The following is a 25,580-nucleotide window of genomic DNA, read 5'->3' as shown; positions in this document are numbered from 1 at the left end:
ACTAATCAGGAAGATAGATATGAAGAATAGGCAGGTGAAACTTATGCTTCCTCTTGAAAGGCAAAAGAAGATCATCGAGTTATTAACGATAAGAAAAGTTATGAAGATTGCCGAGCTTACTGAAGAACTGCAAGTTTCCATCGAAACCATCAGAAGGGATATGAACCTTCTTACAAGGCAAGGAAAAATAGAAAAGATCTACGGCGGCGTCAAGCTGGTTCAATCGAAGTTTGGAGAATCGACAATAGATGAACGGATGTTCAGTCAATTAGAAGAAAAGGAAACCATCGCCAAAAAATGCAGTGAGTATATCGACGATGGAGATTGCATTTATATCGATAGTGGTTCGACAACCTATCAAATCGCTAAATATATAAAACAGAAAAAGAAACTGACCGTGATAACCAGTTCGATCCCTGTTGTAAATGAGCTCATTCATAGCGATATCGAGATTTTGATCATAGGGGGGAAAGTCAGGCGAAATGAACAATCCATCGTTGCATTTGAATACTTATTCAACTTCAGTGAATTGAATATTTCAAAAGCATTCATTTGTGCGAGTGGCATAACCGTTGAAAAAGGCATATCCGACTATAATTTAGAAGAAGCGAATACACGGAAAAAAATCATTGATTTATCCCAGGAAGTCTATGTAGCCGCTGACAGCTCAAAGTTCGGGAAAGACGTGACCATCGGGATATCGCCACTGAATAAAATCGATTACATCATCACTGACGAGCATTTACATAAAGATTTTATCTCTTCGTTTAAAGAGACCGACACACATTTGATCCTTTCTTAAAAGCAAGAAAAAAACGGGAACTATACAGTAGTATAGTTCCCGTTTTTTTGTTCAAGTTGCAGTTGATTTCAGAAATCCGCTCCCTTTCCGCAAATTTAATTGTTCTCATTTTAACAATCAATCCGGCTCCAAATCGTCCTCATTCTTGCTCTTATGGTCCATTCATACAATGGTTGTGCCGGATTCCCGTTTAACGTTTCTGAACAAATAAAAAATGCCCTTTCATACCGGGGCATTTTCATGAACCTATTAATTTACGAATAGATATAACTTTCTATGATATTCCACAAATGCCTGCTGGTCCTTTTCCGTGAAGTCCATCCACTTTACTTTCTTGCATCTTTCCTCTAATCTCTCATTCAGTTCATCTTCTATTTCATTCATGAAACGAATGATTTCCCCGTAGGGCATATTGAAATGACGGGCTGCGAGCCTGGGAGGTGAATGCTTTACAAGCAATCTCATGAATTGATCGACCGTGTCCGCCTTTGATGCAAGATAATCTTCTTCGTTCACGATGAATTCATACACTTGTTTTTTGACGCCAGATAGTCTGGTTACTTCGTCGCGCAATAAAAACTCCATTAATCTTTCGTTCATATGGCTCTACCTCGAATTGGTTTATATTTAAATCCTTTTAGATATGTATGAAAAATCTATACGGCCCGATACTTCATTATGACATCGTAACCGCAAGCCATCAAGCACCTATTCAAACACAAAGCGTAATAATTACGATTTGAGATCTTATTAAGTAAAGTAACATGTACATGCCTTAAGAGTCAACGTTCATGTTGTAAGACATCTCGAATCTCGAAATGCATATTTAGCGTCCTTATTGGCAAAATATGATCAAGAACAAATGGAACGACTCTTTATTAATTTTGTATATGTATAAAGAATACTTTTGTTAAAATTCGATATAATAAATGTAATATTTAGTCAATTAGTATCTTTTCCTAGAATTTGCTTTTGCAAAGGGGTAGAATGAAGCTAATGACATCTTATTTTTTCTAAATGTTTCCGAGGAGTTATAGGGTGGGTATAGCAAGTACATAGTGACAGCTGAAATGCTGTCCGACATATCGGTTGTTTTCATTTGTTCAAAATAACAATGAAAAGAATAAGGAGTGATTTTTTGAAACCTTCAACAAATCGCATGTTAACCCGTATTAAATCCGTTTATATGTTCATTAGTAATAACGGTACGGTTTCTACTCAAGAGCTTGTAGAAGAATTTGGCATCACTCCTCGAACTGTGCAGCGCGATTTAAATGTCTTAGCATACAATGACCTTGTTCAAAGCCCAAGCCGAGGCCTTTGGACGACAACAAGTAAAAAGGTGAAGATGTCATCGTAAAAAGAACGACCACCCGAACACAAGATCGATATGTAAAATACTTTGAGGCGGACAATTTTTGTCCGCCTCATTTTTTGTGCATCTATCATTCAGCCGGTTGGCCCGCCTTTAACTGTTCAAGCTCCTCCGCCGTCAACTCACGGTATTCACCAAGCTCAAGATCCTCATCAAGCTGTAGGCTCCCCATGGAAAGACGCTTTAGGTAGACGACACGTTTGCCAACTGCTTCAAACATCCGCTTCACCTGATGGAACTTCCCTTCCATGATCGTCAGCTCGATATCCGATGTCAGACCTGATTTTAAAATGTTCAATTCACCTGGTTTTGTTTCGTACCCATCATCCAAGGTCACTCCGTTACGGAATGCCTCGATATCCCGTTCCGTCACTTCGCCATCAATGACCGCGAAATATGTTTTATGGACATGTTTCTTCGGGGAAAGCAGTTGGTGGGCAAGCTTTCCGTCATTCGTGATCAGCAATAAACCTTCTGTGTCCTTATCAAGACGGCCTACAGGAAATGGCTCGAATACCGAATCTTCCGGCTCCAAGATGTCGATGACTGTTTCTTGGTAGTTGTCTTCCGTTGCCGACAATACGCCTGGCGGTTTATTCATCATTAAATAGATGAATTCCCTGTATTCAACCCGTTCACCATGAACCGTCACGATTTCCGTATCAGGGTCCACTTGTTCCTTCGGGTCCTTGAGCAGCCTGTCATTGACCTTGACGGCGCCGGATTTCAGGAGCTTTTTCACTTCTTTCCTGCTGCCATAACCAATATTGGATAAAATCTTATCAATTCTCATCGTGTCCTCCTAAAGCCTTTTCCGTAAAAAGCCTTGCCCACTTTAATGAAAGGCAAGGCCAATAAATAATTCAAATCTGGGGATTCACCATTCAATACCCTTTTTTTTACACATCAAACTTCCAGCTTATAAACCTAATTTAGATTTTAACCGATCGATCCGGGCACCGAACAAACGGTGTGCAAGTTTGCTTTTCAAGGAAAGCGCCGCATAAATGAGCGCCCCAAAAATTGCACAAACGGCCACGATCAAAATCGCCTGGAACCGCCCTTCCGTTGTAAGCCACAGCGATAATAAACTGTTCATGCCCCATGCAGCCAGTCCCATTACTATTGAAAAAACGGTGATCAGAACAGATCTTCTGATGGTTAGGCTATAACGATATCCAGTAAAGTAGGTAATGACATACAAATTCAGCAGCACAGCAGCCAAGTAGCCGAATGCCGTAGCATAAACGGATCCTTCCGTTTCAAATAACTTGATCAAGGGGATATTCAGGCTCAATTTGATCAAAAAGCCCACAAGCAGGCTGAGCACCGTATACTTTTGCTGATTGATCCCTTGTAAAATGGCCGCCGAAACGGAAAAAAGCGCAAACAAGATGGAAACGGGCGCATATGCCTTCAGAACACTGATTCCAAGTGGATCATGGCTGTAAAAGGCACTATAGATCGGATCGGCTAGCACTGACATGCCAACGACCGCTGGAATCGTAATGAACAACAAAATTTGGAAAGCTTGGTTCAGCTGGCGGTTTAGCTCTTCCGAATCCTCGCTTACATATGCCTTCGTCACCGAAGGGAGAAGCGCCATTGAAAACCCGGTTGCAAGTGTCATCGGAATCAAGACAAGCTTTTGGGCATATACATTCAACACCCCAAGGGCATCTTCTGCGACATGCTGCAACCCGATGGACGACATCGCCTTATTGAATGACAATAGGTCCGCAAACTGAAACAATGGCATCGCGATCCCGACGAATATGAAAGGAATCGACGATAGAAATATTTCTTTATAGATCTCCTTCAGGGAGATGTCCATCGTCCCCCGGTCTTTCTTCATCAAGCTGTCCAAATGTGGTTTTTGTTTTTTCCAATACCAAAATAGCACCACTAAACCGCCGACAGCCCCGACCGTCGCCGCGAAGGTAGCCATTTGGATGGCTCTCACTAACTCTCCATCCAGGACATTCAACACAACATACACACCGGCCAAAAGGAACACGATGCGGACAATTTGTTCGATAACCTGAGATATGGCCGTTGGTTCCATCGCTTCATGACCTTGAAAGAAACCGCGGATGATGCTCATGAACGGTACAAAAATCAAGGCGAAGCTGACTGCCCGTATGATCTCCGTGACATCCCGGACATCTTCCTGCCTGACCCCAAAGACTCCAGTGAACATCGGTGCCATCGTATAGAGAATCAAAAAAGCAAGAAAACCGGTGACAAGCATTAATTTCAGGCTTGATTTAAATAATTTCTCACCTACGGCGTATTCCTCGAGCGCATTATACTTCGAAATGAATTTTGAAACAGCAAGCGGCATGCCTGCCGTTGCAAAGCTAATGAAAATGGTATACGGAACGTACCCATATTGGTAGAGGGTAGCCCCTTTATTCCCAACCATATGTTCAAATGGGATGACGTAAAATAAACCAAGTACCTTGGAAATGATCGCTCCCAGCGTTAATATAAAAGCCCCTTTTAAAAACTTAGATGACATCTAATCCCTTCCTGCCTCTGTCAGTTACGTTTCACACGCTCTTTATCTTATCATATTAAAGGATTTTTTCTATAGAAAACTACACTCAAGTTTATCGTTTTCGAAGATAATACACAAACAAATAATTCCTTTTTTTCTACATTCGCAATCTGACAGGCTCTTGCTATATAATGAAGGGACTGAAAATGATAAAGTGGTGATCAATTTGAAATATGATGTAGTGGTAATTGGCGGCGGTCCTTCCGGATTGATGGCAGCAATAGCTGCCGGGGAAAAAGGGGCCCATGTCTTGTTAGTGGATAAGGGCGAGAAGCTTGGCAGGAAGCTAGCCATCTCTGGCGGCGGACGCTGCAACGTGACGAACAGGCTCTCAATCGATGAAATCATTCAGCATATCCCTGGAAACGGGCGATTTCTATACAGTGCTTTCTCAGAGTTCAATAATGAAGACATTATTCAATTCTTTGAAAAATTGGGCGTGGCGCTTAAAGAAGAGGACCATGGCCGGATGTTTCCTGTCAACGATAAAGCGCAAAGTGTCGTGGATGCCCTTCTGACGCGCCTGTCTACTTTAAAAGTAAAGATCTATAAGAACTCTCCAGTAGCGGAAGTTCTCTATGAACATGGAAAAACAAGCGGTGTCCGGTTAAAAGATGGACAGACCATTGATACAGATGCAGTCGTGATTGCAGTCGGCGGGAAATCGGTTCCCCACACCGGTTCAACCGGGGACGGCTACGCATGGGCTAAGAAGGCGGGGCATACGATTACGGAACTGTTCCCAACTGAAGTTCCCGTACTTAGCCATGAAACATTCATTAAAGATCGAACACTCCAAGGTCTCGCACTTCGCGATGTTTCATTGAGTGTCCTTAACCCAAAGGGCAAGGCCCTGATCACTCACCGAATGGATATGCTCTTCACCCATTTTGGCGTCTCCGGACCAGCTGTCCTAAGATGCAGCCAATTCGTCGTGAAAGCGATGAAAAAATGGAACCTGCCGGAAGTCACAATGAAACTCGATGCCCTGCCGGACCGAAACAAGGAAGAGGTCTTTCAAGACATCATGAAGGAAATCAAGGCCGAACCGAAAAAAGCCATTAAAAATACCTTAAAAGGCTTAGTTCCTGAACGATACCTTCACTTTCTGCTTGAGCGAAGCGGCATCGACCTTCAAGAACAAGGAGCGACGATATCAAATGAAAAAATCCGCCGCTTTGCAGAACTATGCAAGGACTTCCAATTCGGAGTACACGGCACCCAGCCGCTAGAAAAAGCCTTCGTCACGGGCGGCGGCGTATCCGTCAAAGAAATACACCCAAAAGAAATGGCATCCAAACTGATGGACGGACTGTATTTCTGCGGTGAAATCCTGGATATACACGGATACACAGGCGGCTATAATATCACATCGGCATTAGTAACCGGAAGGCTCGCAGGCATGAATGCTGCCATGTATGCCCGTTCATAATTCCTAAAAAGAGGCTGATCCGCTTGGATCAGCCTCTTTTAATGGTTTCGCAAGTCCTTTATTTGCACCGTCCCGCCGTTTTTTCGTCCGCACCTGCTCCGCCTCTTTTATCCGGCTTTCCCGTTTAAAATATTTCTGGATGATAGCGAAAAGCTTCGAGGTCAATGGTATTCCGTCCCGTGAATATGATGCCTTCACTCTCGAGCATCGCCTTCTGGTGTTCTGCGGCGCCCTCCGCTTTTATGCCGATTTCTCCCTTGGCATTGATTACCCGATGCCAAGGAAGGTCATGTTTTTTGCTGCTTGAATGAAGGATCCTTACGACCTGCCTTGCACCGCGCGGACTGCCGGCGAGCTGTCCAATTTGACCATATGTCATCACTTTACCGGAAGGGATATGCTGTATGATGGTAATTACCCGTTCAGTAAAACTTTCCAAATAACTCGCCCCTTTTATTCTATCCGTTTGCTAACATCGTAATTTTTTCATCGGTTATCAGCACCCCATGATGCTTGATCAAGTTTGTTTTAAATTCAGCAGGCAATCTGCAGTCATCGTATGCACAAACGGAAATCAAACCACGTTCCTTGATCAGTTTGTCGATTCCTTTTTCATATTCGCCTATCGCTAAACTGACTTGATCGTCATGGCCCCATTCAACATGGCCCCAAGTCCGCACATGCTGATTGCGTTTAGTGTAGATATCGATATTTTCCAAGAAATAATTCACCATCGTCGAAGGATGGAAGTCTCCATGAAAACAATAAAAATCAAAATTATTCATAAGATGCACATGTTCCAATTGCTCTTCATTTAAATGAAGCTGCAATTTCTTATACACGAAAGGAAAGATACGGTCATTTTCGACGACCAGGATATGGTCTCCCTGTTCAACACCGGCAATGATGAACGTCGCCTCACTTTCAATGTAGGCTTCCAATTCATTAAAACAGTATAAAATATGGCCACCATCCGATTGCTGTATATTTTCTAGTAGTTGTAACATGTTATTATCCAAAATGGTTCTCTCCTTCAAATACACCAGTCCGCACTATGTATTATGTATAACTTTAACCATTATCTCCGTATTTGTAAAATTCATAGAAGAATATAGTCATTTTTCCCTAATGCCATCTGTTTTACCCGGGAATTTCGTTGAGTCGAATTGAGAGGCTGCATGTAGTCCACTCATTGAAAGACCAAGGCAGCCCATTCAGCGGACTTCATTCTTCATGAATTTTCCCTTTTGATGTTCACCCTTAAATCACGGGATAATACGGCACATACCGCGGGTTATAATAATATGGCGGTCTTGGTCCGATAAGCGGCAATTCAAAGGTATTCGGATTGGAATCATATAACAACTCCACTTTTTCATCTGATTGTTCGACCAATAATAACTTCACTTCTTCGCTATAATAATAGGGCATATTGAGGCCTCCAAAAACTTTTTTCTCCCCTTCAGCATATTCGCGCTGCACGGCAACGAGCCCGTACGCATACATGTTCTTCATGCACGGCATATACCCGATCATCATAAAGTAATCCGACTGAATTCTTTTTTAGGAGGACCCCTCATGGCAGAAGATAAGAAAACGAAATCACCCGATAAAAGCTATCCCATGCATCCGAATTATGGAAAGATCACCCGTTATCAAGACGTTCCCATCACGGTTCCTGAGCAACGCCAATTCCGCCAACCTGGTGTAGAAAAATTAATGGTGCCCCGGCCCATCATTGAAAATTCCAATTACACGGGCAGCGGGAAACTAACCGGGAAGGTCGCATTGATAACTGGCGGAGACAGTGGGATTGGCGCTGCGGCTGCCATCGCTTTTGCTAAAGAAGGTGCAGATGTTTCCATCGCTTATTTGGATGAACATGAGGATGCCAATCGGACTAAAACGAGAATTGAAGAACTTGGACAACGTTGCATACTGCTGCCTGGTGACTTAAGGGATAAGCAGCAATGCATCCATATCGTGGAAGACACCATCGAAACATTTGGAAAGCTCGATATTCTCTGTATCCACGTGGGTATTCAATTTCAGCAATTAAGCTTGCTTGATATTAGGGATGAACAATTCGATGATACCTTTAAAGTCAATATCTATTCCCACTTCTATACGACCCGTGCTGCCCTTCCCCATTTAAAAGCTGGGTCCTCCATCATTAATACATCTTCTGTCGTGACGTTTAATGGGAATAGGCAATTAATTGATTACACGGCGACTAAAGGGGCCAATATTGGTTTTACCCGTGCATTGGCAAACAATCTTGTCGATCAAGGCATCCGGGTGAACGCCATTGCTCCCGGGAGGTTTTGGACACCGCTCATCCCGGCAAGTTTCTCGGAAGACGAAGTGACACAAGTCGATAACCCGATGGAGCGTCAAGGCCAGCCATTCGAACTGGCCCCCACCTTTGTCTATCTCGCTTCTGATGATTCCCGTTTTGTGACAGGACAAACACTTCATGTCAACGGCGGGGAAGCGACATCGTCGTAAATATGCCCCTCCCTGGGAGTCACGAAAAAAAGACTACCTTGGATTGCCCGCCTTGCAGCAATAGGTAGTCTTTTATGAATGATATGGCCTTGCCGGCCGGCCTCTATTTTTTCTTATAAATGATCATCGCACTGAAACAGTAAATCTGTTCCTCTTCCTCTTCACCTGTAGTGGCTACATTATATTTGATGTCGACGATTTGATTCTCGCGAATGTCTTCAAGGAAAAAGTTCATTTCATCTTCTAGATCCTTTTCATGCTCATAATCAAATAATTTGACTTGTATCATCGGCTCTCCCGCCCTTTTACTATAATGATAGTTATTGTGCAGGATGCCCATTTTTCATGATATTTATACTTGATTTGTTTGTAACGCGGATAAGATTGCAACAACTTCATCCCCGACTTCTTCTGTAGAAGCTGCCCCGCCCATATCAGGAGTCAGTGCCTTTTTATCGACCATCACCTGTTCGATCACCTCCAAAACCTTTGCACCCCAAATCTCATGCCCAAAGAAATCGAGAATCTGGCTGGCGGACCATATGGCCGCTAGTGGATTGGCGATGCCTTGATGTGCTATATCCGGGGCTGATCCATGAATCGGTTCGAACATCGAGGGATAAATCCGTTCCGGGTTTAAATTGGCACCCGCCGCCAGTCCCATCCCGCCTGCAATGGCAGCTCCTAAATCCGTGATGATGTCACCGAATAAATTGGAGGTGACGACGATTTGGAAGCGTTCGGGCTGTTTGACAAAATACATGCTTGCGGCATCGACCAGATAGGAATTCGTTTCTACTTCCGGATACTCCTGTCCAATTTCTTCAAAAACCTGATCCCAAAAAACCATTGAATAATTCAATGCGTTCGCCTTGCTTATGCTCGTTAGCGTCCTGCCCGTCTTACGTGCCAGTTCATACGCATAACGGATGATCCTCTCCGTTCCTTTTCGGGAAAAGACTCCCGTCTGCAGTACCACTTCCTCCGGCTTGCCTTTAAAAAGCCAATCGCCGGCACCAGAATATTCCCCTTCACTGTTTTCACGGATGACAACCATATCGATTTGGTCACGGGTCACATCTTTTAAGGGACAAGGTGCACCTTGAAGCAATTTAACCGGTCGAACATTCACATATTGGTCAAATCCCTTTCTGATTTTCAGCAGAAGTTCACGTAAAGAAATATGGTCCGGGACACCAGGATAACCGACAGCCCCAAGATACACGGCGTCAAACTTCATCAGTTGTTCCAGCCCGTCGTCGGGCAGCATTTTGCCGTGCTCAAGGTAATATTCACAGCCCCATGGAAAATAGGTGAACTCGAAAGAAAAATCCCCGGCAGTTGCAGCCACTTCTTTAAGTACCTTTACACCCTCATTAATCACTTCAGGGCCAATGCCGTCACCTGCAATGACCGCTATTTTATGAACATTCATTCTTCCACTCTCCTTTTTCTATATTTTCTGATTTCAGCATCCTAATTTTAACATATAATTTTCACTTTCCATCAGGGGGAGGTCCATTCATAAAAAAAGAGCCCTTTCAAGATGAAAGGGCTCTTTTTTTCACGCCTTCAAATATGCTCGTCTTTCCGCATATTCACGGCACTGTGAACAAACCATGATCTTTTTTCTTTCTTCATTCAAATAAGCCGTCACATTCTTGGATTTACGCTTACAAAAGTAACAGGTCTTTTTGAAGAACCTCACTTAACAATGACTTCGCCGTCCCACTCAAGCATCCCGCCAACCATGTTTGCCACTTTATATCCTTGTTCCTGAAGATAATGGCATACATTTTCACTTCGGCGTCCTGAACGGCAAATAAAAATATATTCTTTTTCTTTATCAAAATAGTCAAGGTTCGCCGGGATATCATTCATGCGAATATGTTTCGCGCCTTCGATCATTCCCTCTTGCACTTCTTCGTCTTCACGAACATCGACAAGTTCCATCGCTTCGCCTGCCTCAAGCTTCGCTTCCACTTCTTCAGTTGTAATGATTTTGATTTCTTCCATAATTAGCACCTCGAATTATCGTTTGATTTATCTTTTTCATTATAGCAAAATTTCCAGTTAAACATCACATAATGGATTCGCTGATGAAAATTCCCTCATGCCATCCATTTATTTTCAGAAATGATCTTCCACACCGAAATTTTTATTGCTTCTAAAAACCATCCTGGTTAATATGGCTCCTAACACTGCCGCCGCTATCAGGATACCGAAAAGGATCGAATAATTGGCGATGATTCCTATCAATGTAGATGAAAGGATACTCCCAAAATATCGAAAGGTCGAAAAGATTCCCGAAGCCGAGCCTGATGCTGATTCTTCCACCGCTTCCAGGGAAGCGACCTGCATGCTTGTAAGCCCTAAACCGATTGCCAACCCATTCACGATGAGTGTAATGGCTAGATACAGAAGCGACTGGAATTGGATCACGAATAAGAGTAATAGATTCGTTAACACCGTGATGGCGAATGAAAGGAATATGACTTTTTCCGAAGGGTATTTCCGATTAAGCTGTCCGCCTATCATATTGCTTAATGCCATTGAAATGGAGAACAGTGATAACATGACACCGCTCATGGAGGCCGAAATATCCATTTTTGTGGTCATGATAAGCGGCATGACCAACAAAATCGCGTACATCGTGAAATTATTGATCAATACAGATAAATTGGCATTCACGAATATAGGACTCTTAAATAAGCTAAAGTCTATAATCGGGGATGGGACAGATCGTTCTTTCCGTACGAATAATCCCAGAAATAGGAGGACCCCCAAACCGAGTACGATGTACATCGACGTTGATTCTGCATGAGTCAAAGTAATCAATAAAGTGATCGTAACGGCTAAATAAATGGAACCGATAACGTCCAATGGCTGCCGGGAATGCTTTTTCTGCAGTTTTGGCAAAAGAAAAATGCCTCCGGTAAGTGCACCCAATAAAAAAGGGACGTTAACCCAGAATATCGCTTTCCAACTGGATACAGCTATCAAAAACGATCCTATCAATGGACCAACTGCCGCTCCCAGCCCCATTCCCAATCCGAAAAATCCCAACACCCCCGGTAGCCGCTCACGTGAAACGGTCTGTCGGATAAGGGCAACGACATTCGGGATCAGCAATCCGCCCCCTATGGCCTGCAGTGACCGAAAAGCGACAAGCATGCCTATATTTGGTGCAAGGCCGCATCCAATCGAGGCAGCAAGGAATAGTAATATGCCAATTATATAGATTTTCCGATTGCCATATAAATCCCCAAGTTTACCCGCAATAGGCTGGGTAACGGCCATTACAATGAGATAGATGGTGACGACCAAAGTGACACTGTGAATATCCAAACCGTAAAAGTCTGAAATCGAGCCCAGTGCTATCGAAATCATCGTTGAATTGATCGGTACGAGAAACGCTGCCATTAAAGTAAAAATAATCATCAGGAATTCTTTCTGTCTGCTCATTCTTTCACCTCGGTCCTTAAAACAACACTATGTTCCATTGGCTCATCCATCGATAATCGTAACGGTTCCCGTATTCCCATCGACAATGACACGATCTCCATCTTTTAAGCGCTCCGTTCCTATTTTTGTCCCTAACACTGCCGGAATCCGATATTCCCTGGCAATGATCGCAGAATGGGACAGCATGCCGCCTGTATCGGTAATGATTGCTTTTGCATCCTGGAAAAAGGACGTCCAGACTGGTGTCGTGCTCCTGCAGACCAGAATATCTCCTTTTTTAAAATTAGAGGCTTCATGCATACCCGATATCACCTTGACTTTCCCTTCGCAAATTCCTCTGGATGCTGAAATTCCTTTAATCGTACTCGCCGTATTTCCCTTGTTTTCTTCCAATGAGCCAAACACCATTTCCACGAAAGCACGCTCTTCATCCGTAGGGTTGCCAAAAAATGATGGCGTTTTCATTTTACCCTGCAAATCATATTGCCTTTTCCTTTCCAATACCGTTTCCCTTAAAGTGTGGGGGGCATCCAAAGCGGATATGATCTCATCTTTATATAAAAACCAAATATCTTCTGCGTCATCCAGTACGTTCTGTTCAACTAAAAGCTCACTAACTTTCAATAAGTATAAACGTGCCTTTGCATCGAACATGGCATCAATATAAAAATGATGATCATCCGTGATTACAGCAGCATCCAAGACCATCTGGTAATATTTTTTAAATGCGTCCCGCTCAGCGGAATCCTCAATTCCATTTAAAAACCTTTGGTATATCCGTTTCCCGTCAGCTACTGCCGTTTCGAATTCTTTATCGAAATCATATCCATTGATGATGAAATTCCTAATGATTTGCAGGACATGCTCAGGATTTTCAATCCAGGTCTCCCCAACGAAATCATGTGCCTTAAGACATCTGTATCCGTACACATTGATGAAATGATCAACACGTTCCAGAAAATCCTTCCCTTTCCCAAACGCGCTCAGGCCCCTGGATATATTTCCTTCATCAGCATCCATGACCGCCTTCAGCAACTGTGGTTCATCCTTCGCTTTCAAAGATAATTGCCACAGTATTCGATCGGACTCCAAAGACTTATTCATCACTCCAGCCATGGATTGGTAGAGTTCATGGAGTGGTTCGGTGTCCAGCAAGCTTTGGAATAGCCGTTCAAGTTTAATCGTAATACTCGCATGCGGAAGGACGATCATGAAATGCCAGTAATAGACCTCTTTGAAAAAACCTTCTAACTCTCCCAACCCTCTTATGGCTTTGGCTGCCGTGAATTCCTTCGAAGCTTCTTCATCCATATATCGATAGATTGGCAGTAAATGATCATGGATGATATCATGCATCCTGTTCGTCAGATCTGGATACAAGTTCTCCATAAGCTTTTCGTTTTCCATGAATAATTGCTGTGGGTCCGTTTTAAGTTGGATTTGCTTTCCGTAATAATACCCGTTATGGACTTTCATTTGGATGTATCCCGACGGGTCCCTGAGTTCCTCTGTCGCTTTCGCCATTCCTTGATAAAATGGTCGGGTGAATATGGATGCGAATAAGGGGGAAATTGGATCGGGAAATCTTGAATCGATCAAAAACCAAAAGTCATCCTTATCAGTCCGATCCAAAATAAATTCTTTCCTTGCTTCTGGAATGCCTTCAGCGTCTTCGATCACTGTTGTAATCGGGCGGGCTTGCAAAAGGTATACCTTTTGAGCTTGAATGGCGAATTCCAAATCGACAGGATGTCCATAGTGCTTCTCCACCTCCAGTGTCAATTCGATCAATTGTGCAAGCAGCGCATCATTGAGGCAATATGCATCCTGTTCCGCTTTTGTGGTTTCCGCTTCTAACGTGCCTGTGGAACCGGAAACGATCTTCAGTTCTTTGCGGCCCTTGATTTTCTCGACCTTCGTGCCATCACGTCTAACCAAATAGGTATCGGGTGTTACGATACCAGATACCACCGCCTCCCCGAGCCCATAACTGGCATTTATCACTATATGATCTGGATTGTATGTAACGGGGTCCTGGCTGAAAATCACTCCTGAAACATCTGAATGTATCAGACCTTGGACCACAACGCCCAATGATATTTTTTCAACATTTTCATGAATGGTTTCGGTATATTGCCGAACCCGGTTCTCAAAACAGGAGGCCCAGCAGCTCTTTACCCTTGATAGGAATTCTTCATCCGTTTTAACATTCAGGTATGTTTCATACTGACCGGCAAAGGATGCCCCTTCCAGGTCTTCTGCACCCGAGGAGGAACGGACTGCCACTGAAGCAAAGTCTTCCCGCAGCTCATGAAAAGAGCTCAACAGGATGTTCGACAAATCATCCGGGATGCTCGCTTCCATAATCCCGGCCTGGATGGCTTCACTTTGTAAGTCCAGTTCATTTCTTTCCACAAAGTGCATAAATGAATCATTGCAAATGACAAACCCATTTGGCACGGGCATGCCCAACTTCTTCATTTTAATTAAATGTAAAGCTTTTCCCCCTACGATTTCATTGGACTCTGCAGCATTTTCAAATCGCTCTGTATACATATTCGCTCCCCTTCCATCACGTCGAATAACCAAGATTGGGTTCTACCCATTTATAGGTATATTTCCCACTCTTAACCATAATGTAAATCCTGTTAGATTTCATATGAAAAGGCTTACATTAAATTTCATGATGGGCATTGCCCCGCAATGATTCTTAGGGCTTTATTGCCATTCTTCCGGATGATCGATCGGCAAAAATGCAACAAACTATTCAATTTTATATTTATTTACATTTATTAAGTAAATACATTAAATCCAATCACTTCGAATAATCCCTACAATAGTCACAATGGTGCCGGAATGAAAAACCGCCGGCGAATCTACCATTCGCCGGCGGTTTTAAAATCCATATCAATGCTTGAATCCCAGTTGATATTGTTTAGGGATCTCCGTTTTTATATTCAAAGCTTTAGATGCTTCCAATGCCCAATAAGGATTTCGCAGCATCCCTCTGCCGACGGCAACCAAATCGGCTTCTTCATTGCCAATGATTGAATTGGCTAGAATCGGATCATCTAATCGACCGACAGCAATTACGGGAATATCCAAAGCTTTTTTGATTTCCCTCGCCAACGGAGTTTGATAGCTAGCATGCGTACCAGGTCTTCCGTCTGCTCCAATCGGGCCTTCTCCTCCGGAGCTTACATGGAACATATCGACGCCTGCTTCTTTAAAGACTTGTGAAAAGGCAATGCTTTCCTCTATGCCATATCCGCCTTCAACATACTCTTTTGCAGAAATGCGCATAATTAAAGGCATGTCGGCAGGCATTTCGCTTTTCACTGCTTTAATGACTTCCACTCCGAATTTGGTCAGGTCTTTTCCATATTCATCTTCACGTTTATTCGTAAGCGGTGATGTGAATTGGTGGATTAAATATCCGTGTGCACCATGTAATTCGATTACGTCAAATCCTGCCTGAACAGCCCTTCTGGCAGATGCCCGGAATTTATCGACCATTTCCTTCACTTCTTCCGTTTCTAAAGCTCTTGGCGTTTTGAACGTTTCATCAAACGCAATGGCTGATGGTGCCACCGGAGTTTCGGCATCCTCCGCTTTACGGCCTGCATGGGCAATTTGTATCCCGATTTTTGCACCGTATTGATGAACTTCCTTAACGATGTTGGAGAAAGCTCCAATTTGGTCGTCGGACCATAATCCAAGATCACGATTCGAAATGCGCCCATCAGGCTCCACATCGGTCATTTCCACGATAATCAATCCCGTGCCGCCAACTGCCCTGCTTACATAATGCTGCTGGTGCCAGTTTGTTGGTATACCATCTTCCGCTTCGACGGAGTATTGGCACATCGGCGGCATGACGATCCTATTTTTAAGTTCAAGTTCTTTTATGCGATAAGGTGAAAATAAATCATTCATAATTTTTTATCTCCTTTTTTATATAATGCATGCACATGCATTTATATCATCTGATTCATACTGTGTCAACTAATCAGATTCCCGAATCTTTCATTGTAAACGCCACCGTCTGTTGGTACAGCATTCCCATCCCCACCAATGCGGTGATCCAATAAAAAAAGGGAGGACGGAAATCCCCTCCCTCCCCTTCATATTTATTAAAAGTCGAAATTATCAGGATCTGGACCAACACGGTGATTCTGATTCAAACCATCAATTTGGTTCATGTCCTCTTCCGTCAATTCGAAATCGAATATTGATGAGTTTTCTACAATGCGATGTTCTTTAGTGGATTTTGGAATCGTTACAATCCCATTTTGGATATCCCAGCGCAAAATGACTTGTGCAACTGATTTGCCATGCTTGGTCGCAATCGCTTGTAAAACGTCATTATCCAGAAGTTCACCTTGCATCAATGGTGACCATGCTTCAAGTTGTATCCCCTGTTCCTTACAGAATGCCTGAACTTCTTTTTGAGTTAAACGCGGATGGCATTCCACTTGATTGACCATCGGCTTCACTTCGGCATCCTCCATTAAATCTTTAAGATGGTGAATCTGGAAATTGCTCACACCGATCGCTTTTACTTTTCCTTCTTTATAAAGAGTTTCCAACGCTCTCCAGGCTTCTTTATATTTTCCTTCCACCGGCCAATGGATAAGATATAAATCCAAGTATTCCAAGCCAAGTTTCTTTAAGCTTTTTTCATAAGCCGCAATTGCTGATTCATATCCTAAATCGGCATTCCAGACTTTTGAAGTTACGAATAAGTCTTCCCTGGAAATTCCGGCTTCTTTTATGCCCTCACGGATCCCTTGTCCGACCCCTTCTTCATTTTCATAAATGGCAGCCGTATCGATACTGCGATACCCCTTTTGAATGGCCACTTTAACTGCATTTACCAACTCCGGTCCTTCTTCCACCTTGAATACGCCCAATCCGAACCAAGGCATTTTAACGCCATTATGCAACGTTGTTGTATCTTGTAAATTTTTCACCATTATATTTTACCTCCAAATTTTTTTGTTTTAAAGATTGTAATGCGATTAAGTATCAGTATCATTACATCCCTTCAAGGAACCTTCCATCATTCGCTGAAGGGATGCAATGTACTTGGTTATTGATACCCTAAACGCATGCCATGCTTTTTCTAACATGCATCACTTTTTCAATCCTATGCTATTTTGTCAGTTCCCTTGGCACGGTCTTTACTTTCCAAGGCACGGCTCCAAGCTGTTAAAATCACGGCTGCAAACACCATGACACCACCTATCCATGCTGTATGGATCAGTCCGATCGAATCCGTAATCACCCCTCCTAAGTAGGCACCAATGGCTATTCCCGCATTGAAGGCGGCAATATTGATGGCCGATGCCACGTCCACTGCACTTGGCACGAAACGCTCCGCTAACATGACGACATACACTTGAAGCCCCGGAACATTCATGAATGCAAACAAACCCATTAATATGATCGTAATTAACCCGGCTATCTTAAACGGTGCCGTGAAAGTCAAAACCACAAGTACAATGGCTTGAATAAGAAACATATAGAATAGGGCATTAATAGGATTGCGATTGGCGAATTTCCCGCCTAGGGTATTTCCTATTGCTATCGCTACTCCATATATTAACAAAATCAAGGCCACAGTTCCTTCTTTAAACCCTGTCACTTCCTGAAGTAATGGCGACAGGTACGTGAAGACAACGAATGTACCTCCATACCCTAATGCTGTAATGATGAATACTAGCAGCAATCGGCCATTCGTCACCAATTTGATTTGATCACGGAACGTGGTCCGTGCAGCCTTTCTTAAATCGGATGGGACGAGGACGCCGTTTCCGATGAAAGCAATCAAGCCGATTGCCACAATCGTGATGAAAGCGAATCTCCAGCCGAATTGCTGACCGATGAAGGTTCCAAAAGGAACTCCGGTCACCGTTGCCACCGTCAGACCTGTAAACATGATGGCGATGGCACTCGCCCTGCGGTTCTCAGGGACCAAATCAGCCGCAATCGTCGCGCCGATTGACATGAAGATACCATGTGCAAGCGCTGAAATGACACGTGCGATCAATAATACACCGACCGTGGTTGCAGAAGCCGCTAATGCATTTCCGGCAATGAACACGACCATTATCCAAAGCAATAAAGTCTTTCGCGACATATTCGATGTCAGGGATGTCAGGATAGGTGCCCCGAACATGACCCCCAAGGCGTATAAGGATACCGTCAATCCCGCCGTCGTCACTGTAATGTGTAAATCTTTAGAAATGAGTGGCAATAATCCCACGCTGATGAACTCTGTTGTTCCAATCGCAAAGGCGCTGATCGCTAAAGCCAGCAATGCCCATGTACTTCTATTTTTATTTGAAATCATAACCTCTTCTCCTTCTTGTCATTTTGTACTATCATTGAAATTGCCTTAGCAACTTTTTTTATAACTACAGTGGAATTCGGTGTGCAAATGTTATTATGAGATATAACGCAAATAAAAAATAGTACGTACTTTAAAGTGATATAGGCACCTTTTAGTACCTATAAAATAAGGAGAGTATGCCAATCATGCAAAAAAAGAAATACAATATATCAGTTGAAGCGACGCTGGAAGTAATGGGCGGAAAGTGGAAATGCGTGATCCTCTGCCATCTGACCCACGGAAAAAAGCGGACCAGTGAATTGAAGCGCCTTATGCCGAACATCACCCAAAAAATGTTGACCCAACAATTGAGGGAGTTGGAAAAGGACGATGTCATCAATCGCATCGTTTACAACCAAGTCCCCCCTAAAGTGGAATATGAACTTAGTGAGTATGGGCAAAGCCTGGAAAGCATCCTGTCCGCACTATGTACGTGGGGGGAAAATCACATAACCAGAGTGTATGGAGATAAGTTTTCCGTTCTCGAGGAAAGTGTATTGAATGATCCATTGAAATAATTCCAAACAAAAAGATTAGCCCGTAGCGGCTAATCTTTTTTTGTACACCGTTTTATCCTCTCTACTTTTCGGTATAATATGTAAAGCACAACTTTAAATTTTTTATTTTCTAAATGAAGAAGTATAATGGTGAAACCAAGGAGTGACATATGAGGGTCTTATTAGAATTGATACGCATCATACTAATATTCGGGATAGCCGGGACAATCATTTCGATGATTGTAAACGGCATATATATAAACGTCGGAGTGAATCAGTATGGCTGGCTAGGCACGATTGCGATCCTGCTTTTATTATTCGTCTGGTACAGAAATAAACTTCAGTTCAGTGGCTGGTATGCGGGAAAAGGGAAGGAAAAGCTTCCAAAAAAGGCCTCACAAATACTCATTCTTTCTTCAGTATTTTTGTTATGTGCCCCGCCTGTTTTAAGTGTGCTGCAAATGATCTTTCATTAATCGGGATTCTATATCCTGGATAGAGCAGGAGTGAACGATTTGCGGAAATTGTTTAATATTGTGGTCCTCATACTTCTACTCTCTGGATTATGGTATGGATATGGTAAAGATATTCAGGAGTCTGGATTCAAAGCGGGGGTCGGTGCTTTTGTAACGGATGTTCGTTCCTTCATTACCGGGCCCGAGGTTACGACAGCCTTGGAAAAACTGAGCACTGGAGTCAGCAGTCTCATTGGCTCGTTGACGGAAACATTGGATTCCGCTTCTGAAAAAGAGTCGCAGGAAACGGGAAAAGTGAAAAAACCAGCACTGGAGGCACCTGCTGATGCATCCTTCTCGGTCCGTAATATCGAAATGGGCGACACGAAGGAAGATGTAGAAAAATTGGCTGGTGAAGCTAAGCGGAATACGCGGAATGAATATGGCGTGGACTGGTTCGCCTATCACGAAAATTATCAAAATTTCTTCATGGTTGCTTACGATAACAACAATAAAGTTGTCGGTTTATATACGAATCAAGATTTGATTTCCTCGAAGGAAGGCATTGAACGCGGCACTCCCAAAGAAACCGTTACAGGGATAATGGGGGAGCCTGTAACAAAACTGCTTAAAGGAAACGTCTATTACCAGATTCGAAGTGACAGCGGCGAATACGATATGTTTGAAATGGATAATAGCTATGTGACCATTTTTTATGACAAACATGAAAAAAATACAGTCACGGCAATCCAAATCATCGACGCAAAACTCGAAAAGCAAAAGAGCGGCTATTTTGCAGAAGCCGGCCCTGAATTGAAGAAGGGCTTTGAATATCAATTATTCGATTTGACCAATGCATCACGGGTCAATCACGATCTCTCAGTGCTTTCATGGGATAAACGAGTGAAGGTCACGGCACAGGACCATAGTGCAGATATGGCCGTGAATCAATACTTCAACCATACAAACCTTGAAGGAGAATCCCCGTTCGACCGGATGAAAGATGACAAAATCACTTTTCGAATGGCGGGTGAAAACCTGGCTGCCGGTCAGAACAGCAGTATTTTTGCCCATGAGGGCCTAATGAATTCCATTGGCCACAGGGAAAACAAATTACAGAAGGACTTCGAATCGCTCGGTGTCGGAGTTGCCTTCGATGAGGAAAATAAACCATATTATACGGAAAATTATTTGACGAAATGAACGAAAAAAGCTGTGCATGGAAAAATCCTGCACAGCTTTTTTCATACAAGAAAAGGCATCCATTTATAAGTATGGATGCCCTTGTTTAAAATCACCAAACGAATAACCCAACGACCATGGCACTCATCAAGGAAACAGCCATCCCGCTAACCAGCAGTTTCCAAACATTCCTTCCGATAATGTTCGATTTCTCATCATTTAGGATGGAATTGAATGTTCCATAAATCATGCCCACTGTACTGAAGTTGGCAAATGACGTCAGATAGGTGACAGCCACGGCAACTGTATGCGGAGACAGTGTACTGACTTTATCTTTTAAATCGAGCAAGGCAACGAACTCATTCGTGGCAAGCTTGATTCCCATCAATTGAGCGACGTACATGGCATCATGTCCAGAGAGTCCAAGCAGGAATGCAAATGGACTAAAAATGACGGAGAAAATCTTTTGTATGGTCAAACCATCCACAAAGAAACCGAAAATGCCGTTTACGCTGGCCGTTAACGCCACATAGCCGATAACCATTGCCATGATGACGAAGACCATTTTGGCCCCAACCAGCATACTGTTGGAAATGGTGGAAAAGAAATCTTTACGTTCCTCTTTAGAAGGTACATAAACGACGTCTTCCTCTTTACTGACGTCGACGGGATTCAGCATGTTGGCTATCAGCAGGGCATTTAAGCAGTTCAAAGGGATCGCTACAAAAACATAGGTTGCCGGTACCATGGACAGGTAGGCTCCAATGATTGAACCACTGATGCTGCTCATGCTCATGATTCCAAATGTCAATAGACGCTGATCCTTAATCGCACTGAGCTGCATGCGGAGTACGGCAAGTGCCTCGGTATTCCCAAGGAACATCATCTGAATCGAAAAGAAACTCTCAAGTTTTGGCAAACCGGATACTTTTGAGATGAGCCAACCCACTTTATCAATGATCCAGGTAAGTATACCGAAATACGATAAAACATCAAAAAACGTGATAATGAAGATAATTGGCATCAATGCGCTGAAAAAGAAATCCACTTGTTCATTTGCCATTAGTGACGGAAAGACAAAAGAAATCCCCTCATTTGCACATTCAATCAACCAGGTGAAGAATGAAGCGATCAGATTGATGACCCATGCCCCAATTTTAGTGGATAACATGAACCATGTGATAAGTAATTCAAGAACCAGCAAGGTAAGAATGGCTTTCCACTTAACATTCTTTTTATTGGGTGAACAAAGGTAAACTATGCCCATTACAACCAAAACACCTAGTATATTCAATAAGAAATACATGCTTTCATCCCCTTTGGATATATTATTTCCCATTCATTTTTTTTATATAAAAAGCCCTCACCTTTTTACACTTTCAGCCGCTGGAAGAAAGTGTGAAAAAGTAAGAGCTTTTATTGAAACGTTTTGTGGATCAGGCCTCTTCAAGCGAACCAACATAAACCTGTACATCTCTTCTATTTTCATACTTCCTTGTAGTCCGGCATTACGGCTGCCAGGTAGAAACTATCAGACCATCATTACTGATATTATACAAGGATATTTTTTAAATAAATTTCTCAGGAAAGATATCATTTTAAATCAGTTTATTTTTAATTACAATACGTTTCAAAGTTGTTATATTAATATAAATTTTTCGAAAACAGTCAAGAAAGTCTCCAAGTGCCAATGTTGGGTAATACTTATGAAGGACTGGCTTAAACCCTCCCAGTTGTTTCAATTCACCATACTAACCATTACATTTTCTTACAGGAAATAAGGACGTGAATTTTTGTGGATTTTTTTAATAGCCAGGAAACCCTTACTGCCATTCAGTGGACTTTAAGAGCCATCGTATCCTTCTTCTTCTTACTTTTTTCAGTTAAATTGATGGGACAACGGTCCATTTCCCAGTTAAGGTTACTTGATTTCATAATGGCATTAATTATTGGGAACATTCTTGCCCACCCTTTGTCTGATGAACAGTTAGGTTTGAAGGGCTCAATGATCACGACCTTTGCATTAGTCATCTTATATATAATTAGTGTGTTTACGAGCCTTAAGTGGAGGAAACTCCGAAGTTTTTTTGACTCTGACCCCTTTCCGCTTATCGAAAATGGACAAATCATCTACAAAAGCCTAGCAAGGGCCCGAATCTCCATCGATGATCTATTATCGGAATTAAGAAAAGAAAAGGTCGAAGATATTCAAAAGGTATCCCTTGCACTATGGGAACCGGGCGGTACCATTTCATTGTTTCTATACCCTCAATATAAAGCAGCAACACCAGCAGATATGCATCTAGCAACAACTGCCTTCCATTTTCCTAAAACGATTATTAAAGAGGGGAAGATTGATTCCAAAGAATTAAAACGGGGCGGTAAAGACGAAGATTGGCTGAAAAAAAAAATCAAAACAACATATAATGCCGACGTGAACAATATTTTATTAGCAACTCTTGATAATAACGATAACTTAAAGGTCTTTTTCTACAAATAAGTACTCGTTTGCAGCCATTATAAAATCCCCTCAAGCATGGTGTAAAGCCTACGTATGAATGTAGGCTTTTAACACGTTCAACTTAGGGGATTTATTAACTCGCTTATTACTCCGACCAATTCAGTGTATTCAAGAATTTATAAACATCTTCATACACTTGATTACGTTCCTTACCCAATGTGATGATATGACCTGATTTTTCATACCATATCAAGTGTTTATGCTGCGTATCGACTTCATTGAAAATCGCTGTAGCACTCTCCGTATAGTCGGGATCATCCAAACGACCTTGCAAAACAAGAGTTGGTGATGTGATTAAATCTAAATCTTCACCTGTCTCATTAATAATATCCAACACATCTTTTAGTTGAGGCATAGGCTCTTCTTCCAGCAGCTTCACTTCTGCAGCAATTTGGTCTGCATCTTTGCCCTCAAACTTCTTATAAGCCTGTGCATAATTGAGCAAGCGGTTCTTTTGTCGATCGATACTTTTTCCTTGCGTCGGAGCGCACATTGAAACCACCCCTGTTACAGGCAATTCAATTCCCACTTTTAATGAGAAAACTCCTCCTAAAGAAATTCCTACAACAGCAATTTCCTCATAGCCTTCGTCTTTAAGGAATTGATAACCATTAACTACGTCTTTCCACCATTCCTTTGGACCTGTTTTAACAAGTTCCTCGGCTGATACTCCGTGCCCACTATAAAGAGGTCCGTGGCAAGTATAGTCGAGATCATTCAAGTATTTTCCCAATTTCTTCATATCTCCTGTACTCCCGGTAAACCCGTGAAGTAAAAGAACAGCTCTTTTTCCACCTTTATATGTGAATGACTCAGGTGCTTTCACTTTCATCTATCTAGGACCTTCTTTCTATGCTCTTGTTGATAAATAGAATCTAAATGATTTTTGAAAAAAAATCAATTAATACCTCTTGGGTAGTGATTCTTCTATCCTATTCCGAATTTTCATTAAAATAATTAAATCATGTATATAATATCGTTACCACACTCTTTACAACTCATCCGTTCCGAAGCACATTTTACTATGATTAAAATTATTTAGCAATCGTCATTTAACCATTTTTTTTTAGAAAAGTAAAATGCACCTTGTGATACGATGTACAACGTATTACACTTTAAAAATGAAAAGGAGGAGAATTTATTTGGATAAAGAATTAATGAAGGGAAGCATTGACCTCCTTTTGCTTTCACTTCTCTCACAAAAAAAGCTATACGGCTATGAAATCACGAAGATCTTGAAGAAAATGAGCATGGGCACATATCACATAAGTGAAGGCACCCTCTACTCCGCCCTTAAACGGCTAGAAAAAAAAGAATTCATAAAAGGACATTGGAAAGAGTCAGAATCAGGCCGCAGGAAATATTATCATGTCACCGAAAATGGACAAACCGAACTTGAACGAAAACGAGAATGCTTTTACTTCCTGGAAAAACTAGTCCGGAAAAGCGAAGAGCAATTCTAAACAAAAGCTCCCTGCACCCATTATTGAACGGAGCAGGAAGCTTTTTTTGCTGGTTTACTCGTGAGTTCAGACATTTACTCGTAAGTTACTCCGTTCACGCAAAAAAAGGACCTAATTAGGTCCTTTTTTGTCTATCCCTTTATGCTTGCGATAATTGGCGCAGGAGAGCTTCATGCATTCCCCTTGAACATGCGGGCCATATTTTTCACGAAAGGCCTCGAGGCAATAGCATTTCTCTTCTTCTTTTTTGGTTCCATCCATCGAGTGCATCCCTCCTGGCTTTAACTGGAGACTACACGTTTCTCCAGTTCTAAGTTGATTCGTCCCAACAGTACGGCACCGATTGACTGAATGATCGTTTTAACGATGATTTGGCCGATGATCGCAGCGGGTACTGCTTCCCATGGCAATATATTGGCACCCAATGGGCTTAGGCCAATCACGACAAATATCACCGAATCGAAAAATCCTCCCACGATTCCGCTGTAAAACACCCTCCAACTCATCGGGAGCTTTAAGCGGGTATAAATTTCCGTATCCGCCGTTTCTGCGACCACGAACGATAATGCGGAAGCAAATACGATCAATAACGTATCCCCTAATAAAAATGATACACACGCAGATAAAATAAGTGCAGTGACGATACATATATAGGTCTTCGCGCGGCCGAATTTATTTTGGACCAGATCTCGAAAGATGAAGGTTCCCCCGATGAGCAATGTCCCCATCGGAATGATGAACATGCCAAAATGCAATGGCGCAAAAGCTGCTGTTACCACATTCGCCGTGATGATGGATACTAAATACAATAAAATTCTTAACATTTCTTAATTCTCCTTATACAGAAAAAACAGCACCCTAAGAAAGAGCACTGTTCTCCTTAGTTTTTTTGAGAGGGTAGCTAGAACCTCTTCCGCCCATGCGGA

General features: G+C 42.4%; 27 protein-coding genes and 2 riboswitches. Of the genes, 9 read left to right on the top strand and 18 right to left on the bottom strand.

The genetic code is table 11. The features are described from left to right. The first annotated feature begins 43 nt into the window (after positions 1-43). Positions 44-802: a DeoR/GlpR family DNA-binding transcription regulator gene (locus ACQKNS_RS11615; RefSeq protein ID WP_427644183.1), complete on the top strand. Its 759-nt coding sequence runs from the start codon at positions 44-46 to the stop codon at positions 800-802. Between the two features lie 249 nt (positions 803-1,051). Here ACQKNS_RS11615 and ACQKNS_RS11610 read toward each other — a convergent pair whose 3' ends face one another. After that, positions 1,052-1,402, bottom strand: a complete 351-nt coding sequence (locus ACQKNS_RS11610; protein ID WP_192206148.1) for a hypothetical protein — start codon at positions 1,400-1,402, stop codon at positions 1,052-1,054. A gap of 538 nt (positions 1,403-1,940) precedes the next feature. On the opposite strand from ACQKNS_RS11610, the gene ACQKNS_RS11605 reads away from it, so the two are divergent. After that, positions 1,941-2,162: a DeoR family transcriptional regulator gene (locus ACQKNS_RS11605; RefSeq protein ID WP_034309346.1), complete on the top strand. Its 222-nt coding sequence runs from the start codon at positions 1,941-1,943 to the stop codon at positions 2,160-2,162. 85 nt (positions 2,163-2,247) lie between these two features. Here ACQKNS_RS11605 and ACQKNS_RS11600 read toward each other — a convergent pair whose 3' ends face one another. After that, entirely contained in the window at positions 2,248-2,970 is a 723-nt protein-coding gene (locus tag ACQKNS_RS11600; RefSeq protein ID WP_427643007.1) for a pseudouridine synthase, read from the bottom strand. A 126-nt stretch (positions 2,971-3,096) separates the two neighbouring features. Beyond that, complete coding sequence (locus ACQKNS_RS11595) at positions 3,097-4,698, bottom strand: putative polysaccharide biosynthesis protein (protein ID WP_427643005.1); 1,602 nt, start codon at positions 4,696-4,698, stop codon at positions 3,097-3,099. A gap of 205 nt (positions 4,699-4,903) precedes the next feature. Between ACQKNS_RS11595 and ACQKNS_RS11590 the strand changes: the two genes are divergently transcribed. Then, positions 4,904-6,169, top strand: a complete 1,266-nt coding sequence (locus ACQKNS_RS11590) for an NAD(P)/FAD-dependent oxidoreductase (RefSeq protein ID WP_427643003.1) — start codon at positions 4,904-4,906, stop codon at positions 6,167-6,169. 124 nt (positions 6,170-6,293) lie between these two features. On the opposite strand, the gene ACQKNS_RS11585 is transcribed toward ACQKNS_RS11590, so the two are convergent. The 3 genes from ACQKNS_RS11585 to ACQKNS_RS11575 all read right to left on the bottom strand — a co-directional run bounded on the left by ACQKNS_RS11585 (position 6,294) and on the right by ACQKNS_RS11575 (position 7,684). Next, entirely contained in the window at positions 6,294-6,608 is a 315-nt protein-coding gene (locus tag ACQKNS_RS11585; protein ID WP_427643001.1) for an MGMT family protein, read from the bottom strand. A gap of 19 nt (positions 6,609-6,627) precedes the next feature. Continuing rightward, positions 6,628-7,188, bottom strand: a complete 561-nt coding sequence (locus ACQKNS_RS11580) for an MEDS domain-containing protein (protein ID WP_427642999.1) — start codon at positions 7,186-7,188, stop codon at positions 6,628-6,630. Positions 7,189-7,429: 241 nt separating this feature from the next. After that, positions 7,430-7,684: a hypothetical protein gene (locus ACQKNS_RS11575; protein ID WP_427642997.1), complete on the bottom strand. Its 255-nt coding sequence runs from the start codon at positions 7,682-7,684 to the stop codon at positions 7,430-7,432. 63 nt (positions 7,685-7,747) lie between these two features. Between ACQKNS_RS11575 and ACQKNS_RS11570 the strand changes: the two genes are divergently transcribed. Continuing rightward, positions 7,748-8,677, top strand: coding sequence for an SDR family oxidoreductase (locus ACQKNS_RS11570; RefSeq protein ID WP_427642996.1), 930 nt, complete (start codon positions 7,748-7,750; stop codon positions 8,675-8,677). 103 nt (positions 8,678-8,780) lie between these two features. On the opposite strand, the gene ACQKNS_RS11565 is transcribed toward ACQKNS_RS11570, so the two are convergent. From ACQKNS_RS11565 to ACQKNS_RS11530, 8 genes are all read right to left on the bottom strand, one after another. Continuing rightward, positions 8,781-8,966 (bottom strand): sporulation protein Cse60, encoded by a 186-nt coding sequence (locus ACQKNS_RS11565; RefSeq protein ID WP_427642995.1) that lies wholly within the window; start codon positions 8,964-8,966, stop codon positions 8,781-8,783. Between the two features lie 63 nt (positions 8,967-9,029). Further along, positions 9,030-10,112 carry a tartrate dehydrogenase gene (locus ACQKNS_RS11560; RefSeq protein WP_427642994.1) on the bottom strand — a complete coding sequence of 361 codons (1,083 nt, stop codon included), beginning with the start codon at positions 10,110-10,112 and terminating at the stop codon, positions 9,030-9,032. A gap of 269 nt (positions 10,113-10,381) precedes the next feature. Then, positions 10,382-10,693, bottom strand: a complete 312-nt coding sequence (locus ACQKNS_RS11555) for a rhodanese-like domain-containing protein (protein ID WP_034309364.1) — start codon at positions 10,691-10,693, stop codon at positions 10,382-10,384. A gap of 114 nt (positions 10,694-10,807) precedes the next feature. Further along, positions 10,808-12,142 carry an MFS transporter gene (locus tag ACQKNS_RS11550; protein ID WP_427642992.1) on the bottom strand — a complete coding sequence of 445 codons (1,335 nt, stop codon included), beginning with the start codon at positions 12,140-12,142 and terminating at the stop codon, positions 10,808-10,810. Positions 12,143-12,184: 42 nt separating this feature from the next. Then, a complete protein-coding gene (locus ACQKNS_RS11545; RefSeq protein WP_427642990.1) occupies positions 12,185-14,698 on the bottom strand; it encodes a PEP/pyruvate-binding domain-containing protein in 2,514 nt (837 codons plus the stop codon). A gap of 351 nt (positions 14,699-15,049) precedes the next feature. After that, positions 15,050-16,078: an NADH:flavin oxidoreductase/NADH oxidase gene (locus tag ACQKNS_RS11540; RefSeq protein WP_427642988.1), complete on the bottom strand. Its 1,029-nt coding sequence runs from the start codon at positions 16,076-16,078 to the stop codon at positions 15,050-15,052. A 197-nt stretch (positions 16,079-16,275) separates the two neighbouring features. Then, the gene (locus ACQKNS_RS11535) at positions 16,276-17,118 is read right to left on the bottom strand and encodes an aldo/keto reductase (RefSeq protein WP_427642986.1); all 843 of its coding nucleotides are present in this window, start codon (positions 17,116-17,118) and stop codon (positions 16,276-16,278) included. Between the two features lie 173 nt (positions 17,119-17,291). Continuing rightward, entirely contained in the window at positions 17,292-18,497 is a 1,206-nt protein-coding gene (locus tag ACQKNS_RS11530) for an MFS transporter (protein ID WP_427642984.1), read from the bottom strand. A gap of 185 nt (positions 18,498-18,682) precedes the next feature. Between ACQKNS_RS11530 and ACQKNS_RS11525 the strand changes: the two genes are divergently transcribed. The 3 genes from ACQKNS_RS11525 (at position 18,683) to ACQKNS_RS11515 (ending at position 20,691) form a co-directional block, all read left to right on the top strand. Continuing rightward, positions 18,683-19,054, top strand: coding sequence for a winged helix-turn-helix transcriptional regulator (locus ACQKNS_RS11525; RefSeq protein WP_427642982.1), 372 nt, complete (start codon positions 18,683-18,685; stop codon positions 19,052-19,054). Positions 19,055-19,203: 149 nt separating this feature from the next. Beyond that, complete coding sequence (locus ACQKNS_RS11520; RefSeq protein ID WP_427642980.1) at positions 19,204-19,509, top strand: hypothetical protein; 306 nt, start codon at positions 19,204-19,206, stop codon at positions 19,507-19,509. Between the two features lie 39 nt (positions 19,510-19,548). After that, positions 19,549-20,691: a CAP domain-containing protein gene (locus ACQKNS_RS11515; RefSeq protein ID WP_427642978.1), complete on the top strand. Its 1,143-nt coding sequence runs from the start codon at positions 19,549-19,551 to the stop codon at positions 20,689-20,691. A 91-nt stretch (positions 20,692-20,782) separates the two neighbouring features. Here ACQKNS_RS11515 and ACQKNS_RS11510 read toward each other — a convergent pair whose 3' ends face one another. Further along, positions 20,783-21,976: a nucleoside transporter C-terminal domain-containing protein gene (locus tag ACQKNS_RS11510; RefSeq protein ID WP_427642976.1), complete on the bottom strand. Its 1,194-nt coding sequence runs from the start codon at positions 21,974-21,976 to the stop codon at positions 20,783-20,785. A 172-nt stretch (positions 21,977-22,148) separates the two neighbouring features. Continuing rightward, a riboswitch (purine riboswitch) is annotated at positions 22,149-22,249 on the bottom strand. Between the two features lie 216 nt (positions 22,250-22,465). On the opposite strand from ACQKNS_RS11510, the gene ACQKNS_RS11505 reads away from it, so the two are divergent. Then, positions 22,466-23,170 carry a DUF421 domain-containing protein gene (locus ACQKNS_RS11505; RefSeq protein ID WP_427642975.1) on the top strand — a complete coding sequence of 235 codons (705 nt, stop codon included), beginning with the start codon at positions 22,466-22,468 and terminating at the stop codon, positions 23,168-23,170. Positions 23,171-23,276: 106 nt separating this feature from the next. Here ACQKNS_RS11505 and ACQKNS_RS11500 read toward each other — a convergent pair whose 3' ends face one another. Beyond that, complete coding sequence (locus ACQKNS_RS11500; RefSeq protein ID WP_427642974.1) at positions 23,277-24,023, bottom strand: alpha/beta hydrolase; 747 nt, start codon at positions 24,021-24,023, stop codon at positions 23,277-23,279. 310 nt (positions 24,024-24,333) lie between these two features. Here ACQKNS_RS11500 and ACQKNS_RS11495 point away from each other — a divergent pair, with 310 nt between their 5' ends. Next, positions 24,334-24,654 carry a PadR family transcriptional regulator gene (locus ACQKNS_RS11495; protein WP_427642973.1) on the top strand — a complete coding sequence of 107 codons (321 nt, stop codon included), beginning with the start codon at positions 24,334-24,336 and terminating at the stop codon, positions 24,652-24,654. 111 nt (positions 24,655-24,765) lie between these two features. Here the strand turns inward: ACQKNS_RS11495 and ACQKNS_RS11490 are convergent, their stop codons facing one another. After that, entirely contained in the window at positions 24,766-24,915 is a 150-nt protein-coding gene (locus ACQKNS_RS11490; protein ID WP_289319850.1) for a hypothetical protein, read from the bottom strand. A gap of 20 nt (positions 24,916-24,935) precedes the next feature. Beyond that, the gene (locus ACQKNS_RS11485) at positions 24,936-25,478 is read right to left on the bottom strand and encodes a VUT family protein (protein ID WP_427642972.1); all 543 of its coding nucleotides are present in this window, start codon (positions 25,476-25,478) and stop codon (positions 24,936-24,938) included. 50 nt (positions 25,479-25,528) lie between these two features. Next, positions 25,529-25,571, bottom strand: a riboswitch (PreQ1 riboswitch). Between the last annotated feature and the right edge of the window lie 9 nt (positions 25,572-25,580).

Source organism: Peribacillus sp. NPDC094092 (assembly GCF_050279365.1).
GTDB lineage: Bacteria > Bacillota > Bacilli > Bacillales > DSM-1321 > Peribacillus.
Note: the sequence above shows the minus strand (reverse complement) of the source record. Positions and strands in the feature narration are given on the sequence as shown.

What these genes read in the sequence shown, in the direction of transcription:
- ACQKNS_RS11615 (WP_427644183.1), top strand. Translation starts at nt 44, where the DNA reads ATGCTTCCTCTTGAAAGGCAAAAGAAGATCATCGAGTTATTAACGATA.
- ACQKNS_RS11610 (WP_192206148.1), bottom strand. Translation starts at nt 1,402, where the DNA reads ATGAACGAAAGATTAATGGAGTTTTTATTGCGCGACGAAGTAACCAGA.
- ACQKNS_RS11600 (WP_427643007.1), bottom strand. Translation starts at nt 2,970, where the DNA reads ATGAGAATTGATAAGATTTTATCCAATATTGGTTATGGCAGCAGGAAA.
- ACQKNS_RS11595 (WP_427643005.1), bottom strand. Translation starts at nt 4,698, where the DNA reads ATGTCATCTAAGTTTTTAAAAGGGGCTTTTATATTAACGCTGGGAGCG.
- ACQKNS_RS11575 (WP_427642997.1), bottom strand. Translation starts at nt 7,684, where the DNA reads ATGAAGAACATGTATGCGTACGGGCTCGTTGCCGTGCAGCGCGAATAT.
- ACQKNS_RS11570 (WP_427642996.1), top strand. Translation starts at nt 7,748, where the DNA reads ATGGCAGAAGATAAGAAAACGAAATCACCCGATAAAAGCTATCCCATG.
- ACQKNS_RS11565 (WP_427642995.1), bottom strand. Translation starts at nt 8,966, where the DNA reads ATGATACAAGTCAAATTATTTGATTATGAGCATGAAAAGGATCTAGAA.
- ACQKNS_RS11560 (WP_427642994.1), bottom strand. Translation starts at nt 10,112, where the DNA reads ATGAATGTTCATAAAATAGCGGTCATTGCAGGTGACGGCATTGGCCCT.
- ACQKNS_RS11555 (WP_034309364.1), bottom strand. Translation starts at nt 10,693, where the DNA reads ATGGAAGAAATCAAAATCATTACAACTGAAGAAGTGGAAGCGAAGCTT.
- ACQKNS_RS11550 (WP_427642992.1), bottom strand. Translation starts at nt 12,142, where the DNA reads ATGAGCAGACAGAAAGAATTCCTGATGATTATTTTTACTTTAATGGCA.
- ACQKNS_RS11545 (WP_427642990.1), bottom strand. Translation starts at nt 14,698, where the DNA reads ATGTATACAGAGCGATTTGAAAATGCTGCAGAGTCCAATGAAATCGTA.
- ACQKNS_RS11540 (WP_427642988.1), bottom strand. Translation starts at nt 16,078, where the DNA reads ATGAATGATTTATTTTCACCTTATCGCATAAAAGAACTTGAACTTAAA.
- ACQKNS_RS11535 (WP_427642986.1), bottom strand. Translation starts at nt 17,118, where the DNA reads ATGGTGAAAAATTTACAAGATACAACAACGTTGCATAATGGCGTTAAA.
- ACQKNS_RS11530 (WP_427642984.1), bottom strand. Translation starts at nt 18,497, where the DNA reads ATGATTTCAAATAAAAATAGAAGTACATGGGCATTGCTGGCTTTAGCG.
- ACQKNS_RS11525 (WP_427642982.1), top strand. Translation starts at nt 18,683, where the DNA reads ATGCAAAAAAAGAAATACAATATATCAGTTGAAGCGACGCTGGAAGTA.
- ACQKNS_RS11520 (WP_427642980.1), top strand. Translation starts at nt 19,204, where the DNA reads ATGAGGGTCTTATTAGAATTGATACGCATCATACTAATATTCGGGATA.
- ACQKNS_RS11510 (WP_427642976.1), bottom strand. Translation starts at nt 21,976, where the DNA reads ATGTATTTCTTATTGAATATACTAGGTGTTTTGGTTGTAATGGGCATA.
- ACQKNS_RS11500 (WP_427642974.1), bottom strand. Translation starts at nt 24,023, where the DNA reads ATGAAAGTGAAAGCACCTGAGTCATTCACATATAAAGGTGGAAAAAGA.
- ACQKNS_RS11490 (WP_289319850.1), bottom strand. Translation starts at nt 24,915, where the DNA reads ATGGATGGAACCAAAAAAGAAGAAGAGAAATGCTATTGCCTCGAGGCC.
- ACQKNS_RS11485 (WP_427642972.1), bottom strand. Translation starts at nt 25,478, where the DNA reads ATGTTAAGAATTTTATTGTATTTAGTATCCATCATCACGGCGAATGTG.